Below are 20,888 nucleotides of genomic sequence, written 5' to 3'. Positions count from 1 at the left end.
TCAGTAATCTTCGTCTATAAATTCAAGTCTCCTCTGAGCGTGCCGACCGGTGTGTCGGATCTGGGCCGCAGCCGGAACGCTGATCCTGAGGATCGCAAATCCTTCCGCGAGCGGCCGGTCTCTAGCACAATCAGTTCTTCGCTCGAGCGCTTCGGTCGCACGCGAAGCCACTCACTTTTCAATCCCGTCTCGCTTGCCGCGAAGCAATGGACGTCTGGACTTGCTTCAGGATCTTGTACGGCTTGCTTTCGAGGACGGAGATCGGCGCGTCGAGCGCTACCGACCTTTCGATCTCGGCCGGCCCGACAGCTGATCGGGTCGCGACCCTTTAAGGCAGGCGAAGGTTGATGCCGGCGAACACCGTCCCGTCTTGAAAGTTCAGGACGGTGTCCGTCCATCGCATGACGCGGCGGCCACGATTGCCGGGCGGACCGCGGCTGCCGGTCCGGACCGGCGGGCGACCGTGATCTATCCAAACGGAACCGGCCGGGACTGGATGGCTTGGCCTCCTGATGCACGACTTCGAAGAGACGCCGGCCATTCGGGAGACGGTGAAATCGATCGGCCCGGACGTCGGCGCGATGTCGCGCGCGCAACTTGAGGCGGAGGTGCTGCGCCTGCGCTCGAGGCTGCCGGAAGCAGGGGGCGAGACCGTCGGCCGGGAGGTGCGCCCGGTGCATCGGACCGCCGGGCAGGACGCGCCAGCGAGCGAATGGCGCCACCGGGTCGTCTTCGACAACGTCAGGGACTTCGCCATCGTCGTCACCGACCGCGACGGCTCGGTCATCGACTGGAACCCCGGCGCCGAGCGGATCTTCGGTTGGACGTCGGAGGAGATGCGCGGGCAGCCCGCCGACCGGATCTTCACGCCCGAGGACCGTGCGGAGGGGCGCCCTGAGGCCGAGATGCGGCTCGCGACGAGCGAGGCGCGCGCCTCCGTCGAGCGCTGGCACCTCCGCAAGGACGGCAGTCGCGTCTGGACGTCGGGCGAGATGATGCCGCTGCTCGACGAGGCCGGTGCGCATCGCGGGTTCACCAAGATTGTCCGCGACCGCACGGCCGAGCATCTGGCCGCGAGGGCGCTGAGGGAGCGCGAGGCCCACCTCCGGCATACCGTCGAACTGAATCCCCAGGTGCCGTGGACCTGCGACCCGGCGGGCAACATCACCTCATACTCGAACCGCTGGCTGGAACTGACGGGCCAGGCACCCGGCGAACCCGACGGCGCGGGCTGGATGAAGGCCCTGCATCCGGAGGACGTCCCCCACACGGTCGCGGTGTTCTCGGCCTGTCTCGCCTCGGGCGAGCCGGTCGACGTGGACTATCGCATCAACATCGCGGCGACCGGCACGTACCGCTGGATGCGGGCGCGCGCGCGTCCCCGCCGCGACGGAGCCGGCGCCATCGTGGCCTGGTACGGGGTGGTTGAGGACATCCACGACCGCCGCCTGGCCGAGGCGGCGCTGCAGGAGAGCGAGGCCCGTTACCGGACGCTGTTCGAGACGGTCGAGGTCGGGTTCTGCATCCTCATGATGCGGTTCGACGCGGACGGACGGGCGGTCGATTACCTGATCGAGGAGGCCAATCCGGCCTTCGCCCGGCAGACGGGGGCCGACGTCGCCGGCCGCTGGGTCAGCACGTTCGCGCCCGACCTCGAACGGCACTGGTTCGACAGCTACGGCCGCGTCGCCCTGACCGGGGAACCCGCCCATTTCGAGAACTACGCCGCCGTGTTCGGGCGCTGGTTCGACGTGCGTGCGCATCGGGTCGGGGACCCGCGCGACCACCGCGTCGCGGTCTTCTTCAGCGACATCACCGCGCGCAGGAGCGCCGAGTTGCTGGCGGAGGCCAGCGCGCGCGAGCTCCGGCTCATCACCGACGCGCTGCCGGTGCTGATCGCGTTCATCGACGCCGGCCACGTCTACCGCTTCGCCAACGAGGCCTACAAGGACTGGTTTTCCGCCCCGCCCGGCGATGTCGTCGGACGCGATGTCCACGCGCTGCTCGGCCCGGCCGCCTACGCCGTGCGGCGACCCTTCATCGATCGGGCGCTCGGGGGTGAGCCCGTCACCTTCGAGACGGACTGGCCGCACCGCGACGGGCGCCACCGCGTCGCCGAGATCCGCTACCTGCCGCGACGGACCGCCGGCGGCCGCGTCGACGGTTTCCACGTCTTCGTGCAGGACGTGACCGTCCGGGTGCAGACGGAGGCCGACCTCGCCCGCCATGTCGCCGTCCGGACCGCCGAGCGCGACCAGATCTGGCAGGCCTCGTCCGACCTGCTCTGCGTGGCCAACCTCGACGGCTACTTCGTCGGCCTCAACCCGGCCTGGTCGCGAACCCTCGGGTGGACCGACGCCGACATGAAGGCGCGGCCGTTCCTCGATTTCGTCCACCCCGACGACGTCGCGTCGACCGTGGCGGCGGCGGGGGGACTGTCGCGCGGGGAGGCCCAGCTCACGTTCGAGAACCGCTACCGCCGCAAGGACGGCAGCTATGTCTGGCTGTCCTGGAACGCGGTGCCCCGCGACGGGCTGATCTACTCGTCCGTGCGCGACGTGACCGAGATCAAGCAGCAGGCCGAGGCGCTGGCCAAGACGGAGGAGGCTCTGCGGCAGTCGCAGAAGATGGAGGCGGTCGGCCAGCTGACCGGCGGCCTCGCACACGATTTCAACAACCTGCTCGCGGGCATCTCCGGTTCCCTGGAACTGATGCAGACGCGGATGAGCCAGGGGCGGATGGGTGACCTCGACCGCTACATGAGCGTCGCCCAGGGCGCGGCCAAGCGGGCCGCCGCCCTGACGCATCGCCTGCTGGCCTTCTCCCGCCGCCAGACCCTCGACCCCAAACCCACCAACGTGAACCGCCTCGTCCACGACATGGAGGAGCTGGTCCGGCGCACCGTCGGTCCGGCCGTCCACTTGGAGGTCGTCGGTCTCGCGGGGCTGTGGCCGGCGCTGATCGACCCGGGCCAGCTGGAGAACGCGCTGCTCAACCTGTGCATCAACGCCCGCGACGCGATGCCGGACGGTGGTCGCATCACCATCGAGACCGCCAACAGGTGGATCGACGAGGTCGGCGGCCGCCAGCACGACCTCGCGCCCGGCCAGTATCTCGGCGTCTGCGTGACCGACACCGGCACCGGCATGGCGCCGGACCTGATCGGAAAGGTGTTCGAGCCGTTCTTCACCACAAAGCCCACCGGCGAGGGCACGGGCCTCGGCCTGTCCATGGTCTACGGCTTCGCCAAGCAGTCCGGCGGGCAGGTGCGGATCTACTCCGAGGTCGGCGCGGGGACGACGGTCTGCCTCTACCTGCCGCGGCACTACGGCGAGGCCGACGAGGACGCGGTCGCGCGCAGGCTTTCCGAGGTCGAGCAAGCGGGCCAGGGCGAGACGGTGCTGGTCGTCGACGACGAGCCCTCGGTGTGCATGCTGGTCACCGAGGTGCTGGAGGACCTGGGCTACACCGCCATCGAGGCCGCCGACAGCGTCGCCGGCCTGAAGGTGCTGCAGTCGGACGTGCGCATCGATCTGCTGGTGACGGATGTTGGCCTGCCGGGGGGCATGAACGGGCGACAGATGGCGGACGCCGGCCGCGAGCGGCGACCGGACCTGAAGGTGCTGTTCATCACCGGGTACGCGGAGAACGCCGTGCTCGGGAACGGCTACCTTCGGCCCGGGATGCAGGTCTTGACCAAGCCGTTCGTGCTGGAGACCCTCGCCTCCCGCATCAAGGACCTCATCGCCGAGACTTGAACCCCCTCGTCCGAAAGGGCCGCGCCCCCAGAGGGCAGCCGACTGCTCGTGCAACGGGAGCGGGCGAGCCCTGGGGTGCCGCCAGCGAGGTGACCGCCTCGTGGATCGGTCGCCTCGTCCGTGATCCGGTTCCCCGGGCCGGTCGCGCACATGATCGCAGGGCAGGCCGCGGGACGACCGCGTCGTGCCACCGGGTCCGCATTCGCGAGACCGATGACGGAGCGACGCCGAAGGTGTTGATGCCCGGTTCTCGTCGTCGGGCCCTATCCCGGGGCTTGCACGGCCGGGTGATATTGCGGGCTCTCACGCCTGTCGAACATCCCGTAGTCGCGAATGATCCGAACAGCTCGGAGGCGCGTGCCGGCGACCGATGAGACGGCGTTCGCCGCGCCGGCATCTCTCCACGACAGCAGCACCAGCACCTTTCCTGGATTGGTGAAGGAATCGAACGCGTCCCAACTCACCAGCCCCTCGGTCCGCTGGTCGAGACCGAGCATGGCCATGAGGTCGACATCGAAGGGCGTGGGCCGGTCCGCCGACATCGCCTCCGACAGTGTACAGGCCTTGGCTTGGCCGACTTCCGTCTCATCGAGGCGTTGCTCGCGGACCCGATGTCCCGCCGGCGGGTGGGTGTCAGCCGTCACCTCGCCGACGCGGAGATGGTAGTCCGCGAACACCTCGGACCGGCCTTTCCCCTGGATCAGGTGATGACCGGCATGGGTGCGCCAGCGGATCACCGACTTCTCGTCCCGCCACGTCGAGTGCGAAAGGACCCAGCCCGGCCGCGTCCGGCTCGTGAAGCGCTCGTTGTCGATGAAGCCGTCGATGCCCTCGAGCTCAGGCTTCAGCACGCGCGCGTGTTCCAGATAGGCGTCCTTGCGACCGTCGCCGGGTCGGACTTCGAAGATGACGGAGAACATGGGCTCCTCCCTGGGTGTCGATACGGTTCAAGCCGGGACCGGCTCACTCAGACATGTGGCGGAGGCTCGTCAGAGGGCCCTACGCCCGGCCTCGAGATGCATCAGATGCGTGCCGCGCCCGAGCTTGATGTCACGCCGGTCCGGGGTGCCGGAGAAGGCATCGAGCAGCCACGCGGCGTCGGTCGTGAGACCGTCCCGCTCACCCCGGAACTGGGGAGACAGCCGGCGAAGGAACAGTGTGGGCCCGGATCGCGGATCTTCGATCCGATGATGCTCCTCCCTGTCGTCAATCTCATCGGGCGTCATAGGCGTCACCTATTGCCGTGGCGGGCGAACCGTCGGCACAGACGTGGCGCGGTTCTCCAGCTTCACGCTCCCACTCTGATCCAGGGATCCCAGCCGAGTCAGCCGTAAACGCTTCGGTCCAAACCGAAGCGTCGTCGGATGCGGCGGGCGTTGAGCGCGTGTAGGTTCAGCTCATGACGCAGGGTCCTGCACTCTCCGAGATCGGCGCGCTCGTCGGAGATCCCAGCCGCGCCAATATCCTGTCGACCTTGATCGACGGGCGAGCGCTGACCGCGACCGAACTGGCCTGGACGGCCGGCGTCGCTCCAGCCACCGCGAGCGAGCACCTGACGAAGCTCGTGGCCGGCGGCCTGCTCACGGTGTCGCGCCAAGGTCGGCACCGATACTTCCGCCTCGCCTCCGTCGAGGTCGCCAGCATGCTCGAGGCCATGATGGTGATCGCGAACCGGGGCGAGCCGGAGGAAGCGTCGCGCCGAGCGACGCCGCGGATCGATCCAGCCTTGCGCGAGGCCCGCACCTGCTACGATCACCTCGCCGGACGGCTCGGCGTCGGGATCGCCGATGCGCTGGTCGCACGGGGACTGATCGTCCTGGGCGAGGAGGCGGGTGAAGTGACCGCATCCGGCAGTGCGTGGCTGGCCGCGTTCGGTGTCGAAATCGAACCGGCCGGACGAACCCGCCGCCTGCTCTGCCGCCCCTGCTTAGACTGGAGCGAGCGGAGACCGCACCTCGCCGGCCGCCTCGGAGCCGCCTTGTGCCGCCGCTGCGAGGATCTCGGGTGGATCGAGCGTCAGCGCGACGGGCGCGCCATCCGCGTGACCGAGAGGGGAAGACTCGGCTTCGAGAGCGAGTTCGGCTTCGTCGAGTGACGGTCGGTCGTGATCCGGTCTGCACCCTCCAAAGCGATCAGAACGCCTTCCTCGGCAGGGAAAACAGTCCGGCGAACCGCTGCACGACGTCCCGGTCCCCGCCCGCCGCAGGAGATGGGCACGTTCATGTACGGCCGGAACATCGAGGATCCGGATGGCCACGTCGTCGAGCTGATGTGGATGGACCCCGAGGCCGTGACGCGAGGGCACTCTCCGGCCTGAAGCCTTTCCGCGCGCACCCCGACTCGAGGAGGCAACCCATGACTTACGTGAGCGGGTTCGTCACGCCGGTTCCCGACGCGAACCGGGAGGCCTATGTCGCGTCGGCCAGGGCGGCCTGGGCGCTGTTCCGTGAGTACGGCGCGCTCCACCAGATGGAGGCCTGGGGCGACAACGTTCCGGAGGGCGAGCGGACCGATTTCCGGCGGTCCGTCGCCCTTCGCGACGGCGAGAGCGTCGTCCTCGGGTGGATCCTCTGGCCCGACCGGGAAACGGCAGACCGGTGCGAGGCCGCGATGCGGACCGATCCGCGCTTCCGCGATCTGACCATGCCGTTCGACGGGGCGCGGATGATCTTCGGAGGTTTCGCCGCGGTCTTCGAAGCGTCGCGCGGGGCGGCGTAGAGGAGACGAGGATCCTGATCCTCGACGGCGTGGCCCCGACGCTCCGGTGCAACCCTCAGGCGACCTAGCCTTTTCGATGTTCGGCCTGATCGGCGGTGCCGGCGATGTCGACCGCTGCCCCCGATCCCGCGGGATGTTCCGCCACGAAGCGCTCGAAGGTCGCGCGATCCTTGGCGCGCTTCAGCGCGTCGACGAAACCCTCGAAGTCCCGGAGACGCGTTTCGAGCGCGCGGCGTTCCCCCTCGATGCGGCCGATCTCGCCGTCGCGCCAGGCGTCGAAGGCGGTGTTGCCGCTGGTCCGGGGCGACGTGAACCGGCGCCGCTCACGGAACCCGGTGCCGGGCCCGAGGGACCGGCGCAGGCGTTCGAGGCCCGGCAGGCCGGACAGCCCGAGATCGCGCCGCACGAGCGCCTGCCGCGCGACGAGGACGAGGGCGGCGAAGCTGCCGACAGAGAGGGCATCGTGGATCCAGGGCATGATGGGCATGGGACAGCTCCTTGCGCGTACCGGCGCCGTTGAGGACGGACGGAGCATGCCGACATGTTGCTGCTGCGGGCTGAACCGGTCGGTTAAGGCCGGGTTAAGCCTTCAGGCCTGTTGACGGACAACCCGTCCGCGACGCCGCGCGACCGCGGGGCGGAATGCCCTGGGTCCGGGGGTTCAGCCCAGGACGACCCTGAGCTTGTTGGCGAGTTCGTCCCGTTGATAGGGCTTGCTCAGGAGAGGCAGGTCGGCCGGCACCGCGTGCTCGTCGAGCGCCGTGCCCGTGTAACCGGACGTCAGGAGCACCCGCAGGCCGGGACGCAGGCGCCGGGCCTCGACCGAGAGCTGCACGCCGTTCATGCCACCGGGCATGACGACGTCCGAGAACAGGATGTCGATGCGCTCGGGGCCGCCCAGCCGCTCCAGGGCCTCCGACGCCCGGGTCGCGGTCAGGGTCCGGTAACCGAGCTCGCCCAGGCTCTCGACCGCCATCACCAGCACCGCCGGCTCGTCCTCGACCACGAGCACCACCTCGCCGGAGGCCGCCCGCCGCAGCGGGAGGGTGTTGTCCGGCCGGGCCTCGACGGCCCTCTCGGCCGAGCGCGGCAGGTAGAGCTCGATGGAGGTGCCGGCGCCGGGCTCGCTCTTGATCTGCGCGTGCCCTCCGGCCTGCCGCACGAACCCGTAGACTTGGCTGAGGCCGAGGCCCGTTCCCTTGCCGACATCCTTGGTCGTGAAGAACGGCTCGAAGGCGCGGCTGCGCGTGGCGGCGTCCATGCCCTGGCCCGTGTCGGTGACCGAGACGAGCACGTAGGCGCCCGGCCGCAGGTCGGGCCGGTCGGGAATCTCCGCGGCATCGAGGTGCCCGTTGCAGGTCTTGACCGTCAGGACGCCGCCGTCCGGCATCGCGTCCCGGGCGTTGACCGCGAGGTTCAGCACCGCACTCTCGAACTGTCCCGGATCGAGCCGGACCGGATCGAGGACCGCGTCGAGGTCGAACCGGATCTCGACGGTCTCGCCGACGGCCCGCTTCAGCAGGGCCTGGAAATCCTTAAGCAGCCGGTTGGGGTTGACGGTCTCTGGCCGGAGCACCTGGCGCCGGGAGAACGACAGCAGCTTCTCGGTGACCTCGGCCCCGCGCCGCGCCGCCGTCATCGCCGACGTGGCCAGCCTCTCGACGCGCTGCGGGTTGTCGGGCTTGCGCACGATCATGTCGAGGTTGCCGACGATGATGGTCAGCAGGTTGTTGAAGTCGTGCGCCACGCCCCCGGTCAACTGGCCGATGGCCTCCATCTTCTGAGCCTGGTTCAGGCGTTCCTCGGCCTCGCGCTGGCGCGTCGTGTCCATCACGACGCCCGCCATGGACCGGGGCTTGCCGTTCCCGTCGCGGTAGACCTTGCCCCGCATCGTGACCGAGCGGGCGGCCCCGTCCTCGGCCCGCCGGATGTGGCAGTCGATGTCGAGGCGGCCCGTCCCGATGGCGGCATCGAACGCCGCCCGCACGGCGTCTCGGTCCTCGGGGACGACGTGCTCGACGAAGGTCCCGACGTCCCATGCCGCGACCGGAGCGCTGTGGCCGAAGATCGCGTCGTGCCTCGGCGACCGGCGCGCCGTGTTGCCACGGAGGTCGAGCTCCCAGTCGCCCATCTCGGCCGCTTCCAGCGCCAGGGCGAGGTTGTCGCGGGCACGCTGCAGCTCCGCCCGCCGGGCCTCCCGGTCCTCGGCGGCGGCCGCAGCCTGCGCGTACAGGAAGTCGACCTCGCGCAGGTAGACGCCGAGCAGGATGAAGCCGGCCACCAGGGCTTCCATCCGGCCCGCGAACCAGCCGACCGTGCCGCGGGCGGCGCCCGGAAGCGTGACCATGTTGTCGAAGACGAGCAGCAGAAGCGACACGGCCAGCCAGAGCTGGAGCACGGTCCGCAGGCGGGTCTTCCACCACAGCACGGCCAGCGCGATGACGGTCAGGGCGACTACGCCCGGCCCGATGCCCGAGGTGGTGAGCAGCCAGTAATCGTCGCCCTCGACGCATTTCGGCAGGAGGTGGACGTAGCGGACGGCCACCACGCCGGTGAGCGCGGCGGCCGCGACGGTCCCGGCGACGGTGGCCCAGCCGATCCGTCCGGCCTTTCCGCGCGGGGCCTGCGGCGGACGCTCGTCGCCCTCCAGGAGCGCGTAGGGCAGCGCGAAGAGCGGCGGCCCGAGATGCCAGAAGGTCCAGAGCCACGTCGTGGTGTCCGGCCCGTCACCGAGGAGCCGACCCTGCGCGAGGACGTTCGGGAACGACAGCATCTGCAGGAAGACGACGAGCGTCACGTAGAGGCTGCCGGCCCCGAGCACGAGCAGCGGCGCCGAGCCGATGCGGCGGTACTGCGTGAGGAACAGGTACGTGGTCAGGCCGTAGACCACGATCAGCGCCGATTGGTAGACGGGCACGAAGCCCGGCATCGGCGGCATCGGGCGGTTGGCGAACGGCAGCAGCGCGAGGGTGACGGCCCCGAACAGGAGGCTGACGGCGACCGCGAGCCGACGCTGCGTCCGGCCGGCCCGGGCTGTCGCCAGGGTCGCCAGGGTCGGCGCCGTCGAGGACTCGCTCATCGTGTGCTCCGGACCGAAGCGGGATGGCTGGCTGCGCCGGCTGATCGCTCGCGAGGCATCAGGTGTACCACGGCGCTTCTCGCTGTTCCACGCGAGGCACAGGGGCGTTCCCGTCCGTTAAAAGGGCGAAGCTCGGCCGTCGTTCCCGTGCCGTGACGGCGGTGGGCGACGGATGGCGGCCTCGGCGGAATCGCCTTGCCCGGCGAGCGTGGAGAGCTCTTTCCTGAAGGAGGCGGGTCCCCGTCGCGGGCCGGAAGCGGTTCGAGCGGGGCATCGCCCAGCCCGTCGCGCGCACCGTACGGAAGCGAGTCCGGTTCGGTCAGCCGGGCATACTACGCGCGCAGATTCAGCCGATAGCGATAGGCATCGCCTCGGAACAGGCCTTCCACGTACTCGATCATCACCGAGTCCTGATTGTAGCTGTGGCGCTTGATCAGCAGGCACGGGAGGGGCTGTTCGAAGGCGAAGATCTCGCACTCGTCAGCCGTCGGCATGGTCGCCTCCACCGTCTGCTCGCAGCGCACGAGGCGGCCGCCCGGGTGCCCGCTCAGGAAGGCGTAGACGGAACCGGAGAGGTCGCCGGTCTCGAGGGCGGGCACGGCGCGGATGTTGTACCAGGCGACCTCGCGCGACATCGGCACGCCGTCGCCGGAGCGAACGCGCGTCAGACGCAGGAACGGGGCCGTCGAGGGCAGGCCGAAGATCGATGCGATCGAGCGGTCCTCGGTGACCGCCCGATCGAGGATGCGCGAGGATGGGATCTTCCCCAGCTCCCGCATCTCCTCCGTGAAGCCCTTGAGCCGGTCCATACCCGGGCGCACGGGCTCGGGGGGACGGCGCACGAGGAAGCCGCAGCGCCCGCGCGGGACGAGCAGCTCGTTGTCGCTGAGTTCGGCATAGGCGCGTTGGACCGTCACGCGGCTGACCCCGAGGCTGTCGGCGAGCTGGCGCTCGGCCGGCAAGGTGACGCCCGGCGGCAGCGAGCCCGACAGGATCAGTTCGCGAAGCTGACCCTCGATCTGCCGGTACAGCGGCATCGCCGTGTCGGCGCGCAGGCGGAGGAGAGAGAGCACGGAGGGACGCTCGCCCTCCGCGAGGTCCGCCTCGACATCACCCTTGATCGTCCGATTTTTGGGGCGCACGTCCGATCGGCCTCCGGTACAGCTATTCGCAGTGTACAGGTTCGGAGCGCTCCATGCGCCTCTTCGTCGTCGGAAGCTTCGTGATCGCCTGCTCGGTCAAGGTCGCGCGGCTGCCGCAGGCGGGCGAGTCCCTCGATGGCTTGGCCTTCCTCGCCGAGCCTGGCGGCAAGGGCTTCAACCTCGCGCTCGCCGCGCACCAGCTCGGCGTCGAGGTGGACGGACTCTTCGCCGTCGGCACGGACGTGTTCTCCCCTATGGTCCGCGCCACCTTCGCGCGGGTCGGATTCGCCGAGGACATGCTGGTGCCGCATGCCGGCTCGACGGGCGCCGGCGTCGCGTTCGTCGACGCGGCCGGCGAGAACTGTCTCGCGGTCTGCCTCGGGGCCAACCTCGCCCTCGGTGCGGAGGACGTCCGAGCCGTCGCCGCCCGCCTCGAGCGAGCGGACCTCGTGGCGGCGACGTTCGAATCGCCGGACGCCTCGATCCGAGCGGCGTTCGCGCTCGCTGGGCAGGCGGGCATCCCCACGCTGCTGAATCCCTCCCCGATGCGCCCCATCGACCCGGCGATCCTGGCCGATACCGCGATCCTCGTCGTCAACGCGGTCGAGGCCGCCGACCTCGGCCTCGGGACTCCCGACGCCATCGCGGACGCCACGGAAGCGACGCCGGGGATCGCCGCCCCGCTCTCCGGAGGCCTCGGACTGCTGATCGTGACCCTGGGAGAGCGCGGCGCGGTGGCGTTCCGCCCCGGACTGCCCCCCCTCAGCCAGCCGGCCTTCGCGGTCGCGGCGGTCGACACGGTCGGCGCGGGGGACGGGTTCACGGCCGGGCTGATCGCGGGCCTGCTCGCGGGAGAGCCCCTCGACGCGACCCTGCGGCAGGCCGCGGCCTGCGGTGCGCTCACGACCTGCCGGTTCGGGGCTTTCGAGGCCTTTCCGACCGCGCAGGTGCTGGCCGCCTTCCTCCGCGACGCCGATATGTGAGTCACGCCGCGCCCAGGCGCTTCGTCGTCTGCCCGCTGAAGAGCGCGAGCGACGTGACGATGCTCAGCAAATCGGCCTGCCGCTTCGTTCCGGTCTTGTTGAAGATCGAGTTGAGCTGGGTGCGGACTGTGCTTGTCTGGACGCCGACGCTCTCGGCGTAGCTCTGCAGACGCAACCCTCCGGCGAGCGCCTGGAGCAACCGCGCCTCCGCCGGGGTCAGGTCGAACAGCATGTTCAGCAGGCCGTCGTCCGGAACCGCCCGCGCGCCGACATGCACGAGAACGAGGAGCACCGCCGAGGCACCGAAAACGTCGCCGGGGCGCTGCTTCAGGCGCATGACATGAGCGATCTGAGGACGGTGATCAGAGTAGCTGCGCACCGGCATCGTCTGCGCCGCGCGCCGGCCGCCAACGACGTTGCCGATCGCGTCCTGCAGCAGCTTGCTGTTGATCAGGCTCTTGAAGAGCTGGCCGCCGTGCTGGCCGGGGGGCAGGACCTCCTCCCGCTCCTGCAGCCGGGCATTCATGGTCAGCACCCGACCCGAGGCCGACAGAACGGCGGCGGGGAGTCCGATCTGGCTGAGCGTCGCGGTCGTGACGCGGCCGCGCTCGCAGCTGAACTGGGCGCTGAGCTCGCAGGCGCGCACGAGGTGTGGTCGCAAGGCGTCCAGTCCGGGCAGGACGGAGGCCTCATGGGGGCCGGTTTGAGCCCGCCGTTCGGCGGTCACGATCGCGATGTCGCCTGTCGAAAGGGGAATCGTTGTGCCCACCTGCCAGAACGGCCTGTCGCCTTCGCGGGGCCAGCCTTCGTAGGAGGCCGGCACGAGGTCGACGTCGCGCGTGAAGCCCGCCTGGGCGTCGGTGCGCCACGGCGCCATCCGACCGCTGCTGCGCCCCGCGCCGGTCTGGTGACCGAGGCGCTGCTCCAGGGCCGGTGAGGCGATCCAGCGGGAGGTCCCGACGGGCGGGAGCACCGTGAGCACAGCGCCGTCCGAGTTCGCCATATCGCCGATGGACTGGAGGACGTCGGGCCAGAGTTCCGGCGTGCCCGCAGCCTCGTAGATCCGGTCGATAAGCGCTTCCCGCATTGGCACGTCCCGCGACGATTCTTCTGACCGCGGTAATACCAATATCAGTCCAAAACCGACATTTGCATCCTTCAAACAGAGGATGCCGTCCGGCAGGGACGGTGCGCCGAGGGCCGTTTTGACGGACTTGCCGCCCCCCGGCCCCGGACATGCGGCGTCGACACGGCCGCCCTGACCGCCGGCGCGGCGGTGTAAGTGCCTGGCGCCACGGTGCTTTGTCGCCCGACCGGAACGCCGGCGGCGAGCGCGACGCGGCGCTGGCGGTGCCATCCGCCGAACAGAGGATGCCAGGGTTCCGGCCCTCCCTAGTGTGTCGACGCGAGGGAGGAACAGCCATGAAAACAGTCGTCGCCACCGCCGTGGTCGTCTTGTTCTGCGTCGGCGCCCGCGCCAACGAGCCGAACGACATGCCGGACATCGCGTGTGCCCAAGCGTCGTCCGCCGTGGAGCGCGATCACATCGGGTGCCCGGGCACCGACAGGGCGGCCGCGGGGTCCCGGGCGGCCGCCTCGCCCCTCGACCGCGCGGAAGACGACTGACCGGATTCCCGGTGCCATGAGCGTCGTCGCCACGGCACTGCTCACCGGCGCAAGTCTCGGTCTGTCCATCGCCGCGCCGATCGGGCCGACGAGCTTGCTGTGCGTTCAGCGAACGCTGTCAGGCGGCCTGTCGACCGGCCTCGCCACCGGGCTCGGTGTCGCCACCGTGCACCTGACATACGGGGGTCTCGTCATGCGCTGGGGCGCGGAGCTCGCCGCGGTGTGGTCGAACGGCGCCGTTCTCTCCCTGATCTCGGGGACGGTGCTGCTCGCCCTCGCGGTCCGGGTGCTTCGCAGCGTCTCGGTGCTGCAGGAGGGCCGCGCGTGCCGCGACACGCTGGCGGTGAGCTACGGCAGCGCGGTCGCGCTGGCCCTGACGAATCCGGTCACCCCCGTGCTGTTCCTGGCCGCGACGCCGGCCTTCCTCGAGCGCGGGACCGCACCGTTCCCGGTCCTGGCGGCCGGTGTCTTCGTCGGCTCGTTCGGCTGGTGGGTGGTGCTCAACACCGCGGTGTCCCTGTTCCGGCGCTGCGTGACCAGCCAGGTCCTGAATCGGATGAACAAGGCCGCGGGCCTTCTCCTCGCCCTCCTGGCGCTGAGCTTGCTCGTTCGGGGACTGGACGGTGGCACGGCGGTCCGTTCGAGCAGCGCGGGCGTGAGCGGGGTGTCGGGCGCGGGCGTCCGAGCGCCGAGCCGGCTCTGAGCCGCCGCGCAGCGCGGGACGCGATCTCGCCCCGGCTCGCAGCGCGGTCGACAGCGTGGCCGCCCCCGGCCGTGCCGGCGGTGATACCGCGGACCGGATCCGGAGAGCCGCGCCCGTCAGGAGCGTCGGAGGCGTACGCTGGGCGCGGGCCGCGTCACTGCCTGCCAGGCACGGTACCGTGGACGGCGTTGCGCCATGCCTCCGCGCCGCCGGCTTGGTGCCAGAGCCACGCCGTTGCCGCCACCCAGGGGCCACCAATCAGGATGAAGGCGATCAGACCCATGTCGTCCCTCCTCGGCTAGGGAACGCCAGCCTACGCCAAATCGACGCGAACACCAGGTGGACCTGTCCCGGCCGCGCGCCGGGGCCGCTCGGCGTCTCGGCACGTCAGCCGACGGGGCCGGCATCGAGCGACACGCGGAAGCGCATCCGCACCACGCCCGTGTCGTCGCGGACCGCCGCGATGTAATCCTGGCGCCCGGGCCGGTCGGAGAGCCCCTGCGCGATCCGCGTCATGATCTTCACGGCCTGCGACCGGGCGGCTTCGAGACCGGGCAGGTCGTAGCCGTCCTTGTCGCGGACGAGCTCGGTTCCGTCGTGCAGGTCGATGAAGAAGCGGGGCATGGGCGGCTCGGCGGGGGGATCCGTCCGCTACGCTAAGCAGTTTCCGCACCGGCCCGCGTACCCCTTTTCGGCAGGTCGCCGTCGCGGCGCTCCCGTGATGGCGCCGGCACCGTCGGTGGCTCGGGACGGGCCGGGCGACGGCCCTAGCGGTAGTCGCCCGGGGTCAGACCGTGCCGGGCCATCTTGTCGTAGAGGGTCTTGCGCGGCAGGCCGAGGGCTTCCGCGGCGGCGCGGACATCGCCGCCGGCCATGATCAGCTCGTCGCGGATCAGCTGCCGCTCGAAGCGATCGACCTGGTCGGTGAGGCTTGCGGCGGCCCTCTCGGCCGCGGGCTGCGCCGCCGCCGCGAGGCCCAGCGCGCAGCGCTCGGCGAAATGGCCGAGCTCGCGGACGTTGCCGGGCCAGGAGTGGCGGCGCAGGTGCTCCCGGATCGCCGGCGTGACGGGCGGCACCGGGCGCCCGAACTTCTCCGCGGCCCGGCGCAGGAAGTGCTGGAACAGCAGCAGCACGTCCTCCCCGCGGTCGCGCAGGGGCGGGATCGCGATCGTGATGACGTTGAGCCGGTGATAGAGGTCGTCGCGGAAGGTGCCCTGCGCGGCCGCCTGCCCGAGATCGACCTTCGTGGCGGCGACCACGCGCATGTCGACCGGGCGCACCTCGTTGGTGCCGAGCGGTTCCACGGTGCGCTCCTGGAGCACGCGGAGGAGCTTGACCTGCAGCGGCAGCGGCATGCTCTCGATCTCGTCGAGGAAGAGCGTGCCGCCCTGCGCGTGCTCGATGCGGCCGACCCGGCGCTTGAGGGCCCCGGTGAAGGCACCGGCCTCGTGCCCGAACAGCTCGCTCTCCACGACGCTGTCGGGCAGCGCCCCGCAATTCATGGCCACGAGGTTTCGCTCCGCGCGGCGGCTCCACCGGTGCAGGGCGCCGGCCACGACCTCCTTGCCGGACCCGGTCTCGCCGAAAACCAGCACGTCGACGTCGGCCTGCGCCACCTCGCGCACCAGGGCGCGCAGGCCCACGATCGCCGGGGAGGTCCCGAGGAAAGCCGGATCCTCCTCGATCGCCGCGTCGAGCCGGGCCCGCAGCGCCCGGTTCTCGATCACGAGCCGCCGCCGCTCCAGCGCCCGGCGCACGGAGACGACGAGCGCCTCGGCGGGATAGGGCTTGGCCAGGAAGTCGTAGGCCCCGTCCTGCATGGCGGCCACCGCCATGCGGATGTCCCCGTGGCCGGTGATCAGGATGACCGGCAGGTCGGGGTCGACCCGGCGCAGCCGCGTCAGGAGGGCGACGCCGTCGAGCCCCGGCAGCCGCACGTCGGTGACCACCACGCCGGGCGGCGCGGCCAGGATCGCCGCGAGCGCCGGCTCGGCGGCCGCGAAGGCCTCGACGGCGAAACCCTCGAGCTCCAGGCTCTGGCCGTTGGCCCGGCGCACCTCGGCCTCGTCGTCGATGAAGACGACGCGCTCGGTCCCCGCCTGCGCGTCCGCCGGTCCGCTCACGGTGTCGCTCCCACGGGCTTGCCCACGTTCGGGACCGCGTCCGCCGCCCGGATCATCTCCATCCGGAAGACCGTCCCGGCGCCGTCGCCGCCGGCCAGGATCAGGTTCCCGCCGCAATCCTCCACGATCCCGCGGGATATGGCGAGGCCCAGGCCGAGGCCGTCCGCCTTGGTCGTGAAGAAGGCGTCGAAGATCTGGCCGCGCACCTCCGCGGGAATCCCGGGCCCGGTATCGGCCACCTCGATCGCGACGCGCTCGTCCGCCTCGACGAGGTGCAGGCTGACGCGGGCCTCGGCCCGACCCGCCACGGCGTCGACGGCGTTCTGCAGCAGGTTCACCAGGACCTGCTCCAGCCGCGGGCCGTCCCCGAGGACGCGCAGATCCGGGGCGGGCCGGTCCGCCTCCAGCGGGACGTGCAGCGCGGCGGCGCGCGCCGCCACGAGCTCCAGCGCGTTCGCCACCACCTCACGCAGGGAAACCGGTTCCCGCCGCGGCGAGGCGCGGCGGGCGAAGCCCTTGAGTTGCCGGGTGAGGCCGGCGATGCGGTCGGTGAGCCGCCCGATGGCGGCGGCATTCTCGGCCGCGTCCTCGCCCCGCCCGCGGCGGATCAGGATCGCGGCATTGTCCGCGTAGGAGCGGATCGCCGCCAGCGGCTGGTTGATCTCGTGGGCCATGCTGGCCGCGAACTGGCCCAGCGCCGCGAGCCGGCCGGCCTGCGCCAGTTCGCGGCCGAGGCGCTCGCGCTCGGCCTCGGCGCGCTGCCGCTCCGCGATCTCGGCGCGCAGCTGGGCATTGGTCTCCCGCAGCGCCCGCGTCCGCGCCTCGACGCTCGATTCCAGCTCCGCCCGGCGCGCCGCGGCCTCGGCGAGCCGCGCCCGGGTCCGGCGGCCGCGATCGGTGAGCGCGAAGATCCCGTACCCGGCGAATGCCGTGACGAGGGCCGCGATGATCCAGGCCTGCAGGCGTTCCCGCTCGACGGCGGTGCCGAGCGGCGTCAGCGTCCGCAGCTGCCAGTCCGTGCCCGGTACGGGCGCCTGCGACAGGATCGCGCTCCAGGCCGGCAGCGACCCGCGCCCGACCCGCACCACGTCCGGCTCGCCCGCGACCGGATGGAGCGGCAGGCGCTCCAGGCGGGCGTTGCCGAATTCCTGTCCCGCCTCGATCCGGGCGCGTTCGGCCGCGTCGACGGCGCTGAGCGTGTCGAAGCGCCAGCCCGGCTCGCTGGTGACGAGGACGATGCCACGGGCGTCGGTGACGAAGGTGACCTCGCGGGCGGCCCGCCACGCCGACTCGACGGCGTCGAACTCGACCTTCACCACGACGACCCCGCTCCCGGCCCCGATCCGGCGCGCGAGGTACAGGCCCGGCCGTCCGCTGACCGTGCCGAGGGCGAACTGGGAGCCGGCCCCGCCGGCCAGGGCCTGCTTGAAATACGGGCGGAACCCGTAGTCCCGGCCGACGAAGCTGCGATCCTCGCCCGCGTTGCTCGCCGCGACCGTGAGTCCGTCGGCGCGGATGATGTAGATGACCGCCGAACCCGTGGCGGCGGCGACCTGGGCGAGCCGCCGGTCGACACGGTCCAGGAGGTCGCGCCCGGGATCGGGACCGACCGCGGCGGCAACCTCGGGGTCGGCCGCGAGCGCCAGCGGCAGGGACGCCTGCTTCTGCATCTCCGCGAGCAGGACGCCGACCTGAAGGCCGATCGCCGAATGGGCGCCGCGCCGCAGGTCCGAGAGGGCCCAGCGCTCCGCGGCGCGCCCGGCGAGCCAAGCTGTCACGAGGATCGCGCAGAGCCCGACCACGACGGCGACACCCCGGCGCGAAGGCGGGCGGTGATTGGAGGGCGGGTGCCCGCTCACCGACGGCGGGCCAGTGCGGAGATCCAGACCGTTCCGACCGGCGACGTGCGGGAATCCGCAAGACCACCCGCGGCCCTGACGGGAGTCTGCTTGAAAAAAGCTATCTCCAGCAAGTGGTTAAAGAAATGTAGCGGCCGTCGGTCAATTGGCATGCCGGTTGCCATTCTCGTCACGAAACGCAGCCATGTCGTCAGAGAACGGCTGCGCGCCGGAAGGCCAACAGCAAGCGCGGACACCGCCGGGACACCCCGACGCGAGCCGCCCCGCCCGAAACCCGAGACAGGGAGAACGCCCGATGGCTGCCGTACCCTCACCACTCACCGCCCCGCATCCGCCCGCCAAATCGAAGCCGCTGTACCGGACACTGTACTTCCAGGTCTTGGTCGCCGTCGCGATCGGCATCCTGCTCGGCCATTTCTACCCGCAGCTCGGCGCCGAGTTGAAGCCGCTGGGCGACGCCTTCATCAAGCTCGTCAAGATGATCATCGCGCCGGTGATCTTCCTGACCGTCGTCTCCGGCATCGCCGGGATGACCAACCTCGAGAAGGTCGGTCGGGTCGGCGGCAAGGCGCTGATCTACTTCCTGACGTTCTCGACGCTGGCGCTGATCGTCGGCCTCATCGTCGCCAACGTGCTCCAGCCGGGCAACGGCCTGCACATCGATCCGAAGTCGCTCGATCCGAAGGCGGTCGCCACCTACGCCGGCAAGGCGAAGGAGCAGAGCATCGTCGACTTCCTGATGAACATCATTCCCACGACGGCGGTCGGCGCGTTCGCGGGCGGTGAGATCCTGCAGGTGCTGTTCTTCTCGGTGCTGTTCGGCTTCGGTCTCGCCTTCCTGGGCGACCGCGGCAAGCCGGTGCTCGACATCATCAAGGTCCTGTCCGAGGCGATCTTCGGCGTCGTCAACATCATCATGAAGGTCGCCCCGATCGGCGCCTTCGGCGCGATGGCGTTCACGATCGGCAAGTACGGGATCAGCTCGCTGGCCAACCTCGCCTACCTCGTCGGCGCCTTCTACCTGACGTCGGCGATCTTCGTGCTGGTCGTGCTCGGGGCGGTCGCCCGCTACAACGGCTTCTCGATCATCAAGCTCATCCGTTACATCAAGGAAGAGCTGCTCCTCGTGCTCGGCACGTCGTCCTCCGAGTCGGCACTGCCCTCGCTGCTGGAGAAGATGGAGCGGGCCGGCTGCTCGAAGCCGGTCGTCGGCCTCGTGGTGCCCACGGGCTACTCGTTCAACCTCGATGGCACCAACATCTACATGACCATGGCGGCGCTGTTCATCGCGCAGGCGACCGACACGCCGCTGAGCTACGGTGAGCAGGCGCTGCTGCTGCTCGTCGCCATGCTGTCGTCCAAGGGTGCCGCCGGCGTCACCGGCTCGGGCTTCATCACCCTGGCGGCGACGCTCGCCGTGGTGCCCTCCGTGCCGGTGGTCGGCATGGCGCTGATCCTCGGCGTCGACCGCTTCATGTCGGAGTGCCGCGCGCTGACCAACTTCATCGGCAACGCGGTGGCCTGCATCGTGGTGGCGCGCTGGGAGAACGAGGTGGACGAGGCCAAGCTCGCCGCGGCCCTGTCCGGCCAGACCATGGCGCCGCTTCCGCCCGCGCCGGCTCTCCAGCCGGCCGAGTGAGCCCGCGGCGTCGCGGGCCGCGCACGGCGCAGCGCGCGACGCCGTGACGGTGGAAAACGCACGCCGCGCCGCGGATCCCTCCGCGGCGCGGCTCTCGCATGCCGAAGGAACGCGGCCGAAGGAACGCGGCCGAAGGAACGCGACGGAGCCGCGGCCCGACGCCGCCGAACGCTGTCAGGCCGCGTCGAGGGTGTGGGGCGCGAAGGCGGCGACGACCGGCCGGAACGCGCCGACGATCGCCGGGTCGAGCCGCCCCGCCATGCCCTCCAGGATCGCGTAGGCCGCCTCGCTCGCCATGGGCTGCTTGTAGGGCCGCTGCTCGATCAGGGCCGCGTGGATGTCGCAGACGGTGACGAGGCGGACGAGGTCGGGGATCTCCTCCCCCTTGAGCCGGTTCGGATAGCCCGACCCGTCGAGCATCTCGTGGTGCGACCGGACGACGTGCAGCATCTGCTGCTCGAAGCCCTGATCGACGAGCATGCTGTAGCCCTTCTCCGGATGCAGCCGCATGACGGCCAGCTCGGCGTCGTCGAGCCGGCCCGGCTTGTTGAGGATCGCGGCCGGGATGTGGATCTTGCCGACGTCGTGCAGCAGGGCCGCCTTGGTCAGGCGGTGGCGCTCCTGCTCGCCGAGGCCGAGGCTCGCCGCGAAGGCCGCCGCCAGACCGGCGACCAGCAGGCAGTGCTGGTGCGTGGCGTCGTCGAACTGGCGGACCGCCCGGACCCAGTCGCGGATCCCGGTGTCCCGGATCGCGAGGTCGATGGCCTGGGTTCCGTTGTCGATGACGCCGGGCGTGATCGGCTGGTCGGGCACGAACACCGAGGCATAGAATCCGCGCACCGCCGCGGCCGTCCGCACGGCGCAGGCCGGCAGGGGCTCGTCCGCGAAGGTCGCGAGGCGCGCGGCCGCGCGCGGCGCCCCCAGCGTCTCCCGCAGGCGATCCGTGTCGAACGGCGCGCACAGCGTGTGGGTCGCGCCGAGGGCGACGCCGAGCAGCCGGGTTCGGGGGCTGTCGGTGTGGAGCAGGACGGTCAGCGGAGCGCCGTGCCGGACCTCCGCGAGACGGCGGCGGAGACGCTCGACGGAGCTCGCGCCCAGATCGTGCACGTCGGTGACGATCGCGGTCGCGCCGCCGAGGGGCAATTTCGCGGCGCGCAGATCGTGGAGCTCACAGGACAGGCCATCGGACAGGTCCTGGGCCAGGCCCTGGCTGCGTGCGGGATCGTCCGTGATGAGGAGTATCCGGCCCATCGGCACG

General features: G+C 70.9%; 18 protein-coding genes and 1 pseudogene. 8 read left to right on the top strand and 11 right to left on the bottom strand.

Annotated features, from left to right (window positions below):
• Nucleotides 1-512: 512 nt before the first annotated feature.
• The gene (locus tag BMY19_RS05455; protein ID WP_100251095.1) at nucleotides 513-3,758 is read left to right on the top strand and encodes a PAS domain S-box protein; all 3,246 of its coding nucleotides are present in this window, start codon (nucleotides 513-515) and stop codon (nucleotides 3,756-3,758) included.
• Between the two features lie 263 nt (nucleotides 3,759-4,021).
• Here the strand turns inward: BMY19_RS05455 and BMY19_RS05450 are convergent, their stop codons facing one another.
• Entirely contained in the window at nucleotides 4,022-4,678 is a 657-nt protein-coding gene (locus BMY19_RS05450) for an antibiotic biosynthesis monooxygenase family protein (protein ID WP_020091752.1), read from the bottom strand.
• Between the two features lie 69 nt (nucleotides 4,679-4,747).
• Nucleotides 4,748-4,984 carry a hypothetical protein gene (locus BMY19_RS05445; protein ID WP_100251094.1) on the bottom strand — a complete coding sequence of 79 codons (237 nt, stop codon included), beginning with the start codon at nucleotides 4,982-4,984 and terminating at the stop codon, nucleotides 4,748-4,750.
• A gap of 173 nt (nucleotides 4,985-5,157) precedes the next feature.
• Here BMY19_RS05445 and BMY19_RS05440 point away from each other — a divergent pair, with 173 nt between their 5' ends.
• The 3 genes and pseudogenes from BMY19_RS05440 (at nucleotide 5,158) to BMY19_RS05430 (ending at nucleotide 6,476) form a co-directional block, all read left to right on the top strand.
• Nucleotides 5,158-5,853 (top strand): ArsR/SmtB family transcription factor, encoded by a 696-nt coding sequence (locus tag BMY19_RS05440; RefSeq protein ID WP_100251093.1) that lies wholly within the window; start codon nucleotides 5,158-5,160, stop codon nucleotides 5,851-5,853.
• A 96-nt stretch (nucleotides 5,854-5,949) separates the two neighbouring features.
• Nucleotides 5,950-6,075, top strand: a pseudogene (locus tag BMY19_RS31225) (lactoylglutathione lyase); the annotation flags it as partial.
• 38 nt (nucleotides 6,076-6,113) lie between these two features.
• Nucleotides 6,114-6,476 carry a DUF1428 domain-containing protein gene (locus BMY19_RS05430; RefSeq protein WP_020091748.1) on the top strand — a complete coding sequence of 121 codons (363 nt, stop codon included), beginning with the start codon at nucleotides 6,114-6,116 and terminating at the stop codon, nucleotides 6,474-6,476.
• Nucleotides 6,477-6,540: 64 nt separating this feature from the next.
• Here BMY19_RS05430 and BMY19_RS05425 read toward each other — a convergent pair whose 3' ends face one another.
• The 3 genes from BMY19_RS05425 to BMY19_RS05415 form a co-directional block, all read right to left on the bottom strand.
• Nucleotides 6,541-6,963, bottom strand: coding sequence for a DUF2852 domain-containing protein (locus tag BMY19_RS05425; protein ID WP_091678618.1), 423 nt, complete (start codon nucleotides 6,961-6,963; stop codon nucleotides 6,541-6,543).
• 174 nt (nucleotides 6,964-7,137) lie between these two features.
• Nucleotides 7,138-9,555, bottom strand: a complete 2,418-nt coding sequence (locus tag BMY19_RS05420; RefSeq protein ID WP_100251092.1) for an MASE4 domain-containing protein — start codon at nucleotides 9,553-9,555, stop codon at nucleotides 7,138-7,140.
• A 332-nt stretch (nucleotides 9,556-9,887) separates the two neighbouring features.
• The gene (locus BMY19_RS05415) at nucleotides 9,888-10,697 is read right to left on the bottom strand and encodes a GntR family transcriptional regulator (RefSeq protein ID WP_020091746.1); all 810 of its coding nucleotides are present in this window, start codon (nucleotides 10,695-10,697) and stop codon (nucleotides 9,888-9,890) included.
• A 53-nt stretch (nucleotides 10,698-10,750) separates the two neighbouring features.
• On the opposite strand from BMY19_RS05415, the gene BMY19_RS05410 reads away from it, so the two are divergent.
• Entirely contained in the window at nucleotides 10,751-11,680 is a 930-nt protein-coding gene (locus BMY19_RS05410; RefSeq protein WP_100251091.1) for a ribokinase, read from the top strand.
• A 1-nt stretch (nucleotide 11,681) separates the two neighbouring features.
• On the opposite strand, the gene BMY19_RS05405 is transcribed toward BMY19_RS05410, so the two are convergent.
• On the bottom strand, nucleotides 11,682-12,767 hold the full coding sequence (locus tag BMY19_RS05405; protein ID WP_100251090.1) for a helix-turn-helix transcriptional regulator: 1,086 nt from the start codon (nucleotides 12,765-12,767) through the stop codon (nucleotides 11,682-11,684).
• A 335-nt stretch (nucleotides 12,768-13,102) separates the two neighbouring features.
• On the opposite strand from BMY19_RS05405, the gene BMY19_RS05400 reads away from it, so the two are divergent.
• Nucleotides 13,103-13,306: a hypothetical protein gene (locus BMY19_RS05400; protein WP_100251089.1), complete on the top strand. Its 204-nt coding sequence runs from the start codon at nucleotides 13,103-13,105 to the stop codon at nucleotides 13,304-13,306.
• A 16-nt stretch (nucleotides 13,307-13,322) separates the two neighbouring features.
• Nucleotides 13,323-14,009, top strand: a complete 687-nt coding sequence (locus BMY19_RS05395; protein WP_100251088.1) for a LysE family translocator — start codon at nucleotides 13,323-13,325, stop codon at nucleotides 14,007-14,009.
• Nucleotides 14,010-14,163: 154 nt separating this feature from the next.
• Here BMY19_RS05395 and BMY19_RS31585 read toward each other — a convergent pair whose 3' ends face one another.
• The 4 genes from BMY19_RS31585 to BMY19_RS05380 form a co-directional block, all read right to left on the bottom strand.
• Nucleotides 14,164-14,292: a hypothetical protein gene (locus BMY19_RS31585; RefSeq protein WP_020091741.1), complete on the bottom strand. Its 129-nt coding sequence runs from the start codon at nucleotides 14,290-14,292 to the stop codon at nucleotides 14,164-14,166.
• Between the two features lie 104 nt (nucleotides 14,293-14,396).
• A complete protein-coding gene (locus tag BMY19_RS05390) occupies nucleotides 14,397-14,633 on the bottom strand; it encodes a DUF6894 family protein (protein ID WP_020091740.1) in 237 nt (78 codons plus the stop codon).
• Nucleotides 14,634-14,776: 143 nt separating this feature from the next.
• Nucleotides 14,777-16,132: a sigma-54-dependent transcriptional regulator gene (locus BMY19_RS05385; protein WP_100251087.1), complete on the bottom strand. Its 1,356-nt coding sequence runs from the start codon at nucleotides 16,130-16,132 to the stop codon at nucleotides 14,777-14,779.
• Entirely contained in the window at nucleotides 16,129-17,934 is a 1,806-nt protein-coding gene (locus BMY19_RS05380) for a sensor histidine kinase (protein ID WP_244534839.1), read from the bottom strand. Before BMY19_RS05380 ends, BMY19_RS05385 begins: the two co-directional genes overlap by 4 nt.
• A 352-nt stretch (nucleotides 17,935-18,286) precedes the next feature.
• Here BMY19_RS05380 and BMY19_RS05375 point away from each other — a divergent pair, with 352 nt between their 5' ends.
• Nucleotides 18,287-19,630, top strand: a complete 1,344-nt coding sequence (locus BMY19_RS05375) for a dicarboxylate/amino acid:cation symporter (protein ID WP_091678645.1) — start codon at nucleotides 18,287-18,289, stop codon at nucleotides 19,628-19,630.
• A 174-nt stretch (nucleotides 19,631-19,804) separates the two neighbouring features.
• Here BMY19_RS05375 and BMY19_RS05370 read toward each other — a convergent pair whose 3' ends face one another.
• Entirely contained in the window at nucleotides 19,805-20,881 is a 1,077-nt protein-coding gene (locus BMY19_RS05370) for an HD-GYP domain-containing protein (RefSeq protein WP_100251085.1), read from the bottom strand.
• Between the last annotated feature and the right edge of the window lie 7 nt (nucleotides 20,882-20,888).

The organism is Methylobacterium sp. UNC300MFChir4.1, assembly GCF_900110155.1.
In the GTDB taxonomy this organism is placed as follows: domain Bacteria; phylum Pseudomonadota; class Alphaproteobacteria; order Rhizobiales; family Beijerinckiaceae; genus Methylobacterium.
This window is presented reverse-complemented; position numbering and strand designations above follow the sequence as displayed.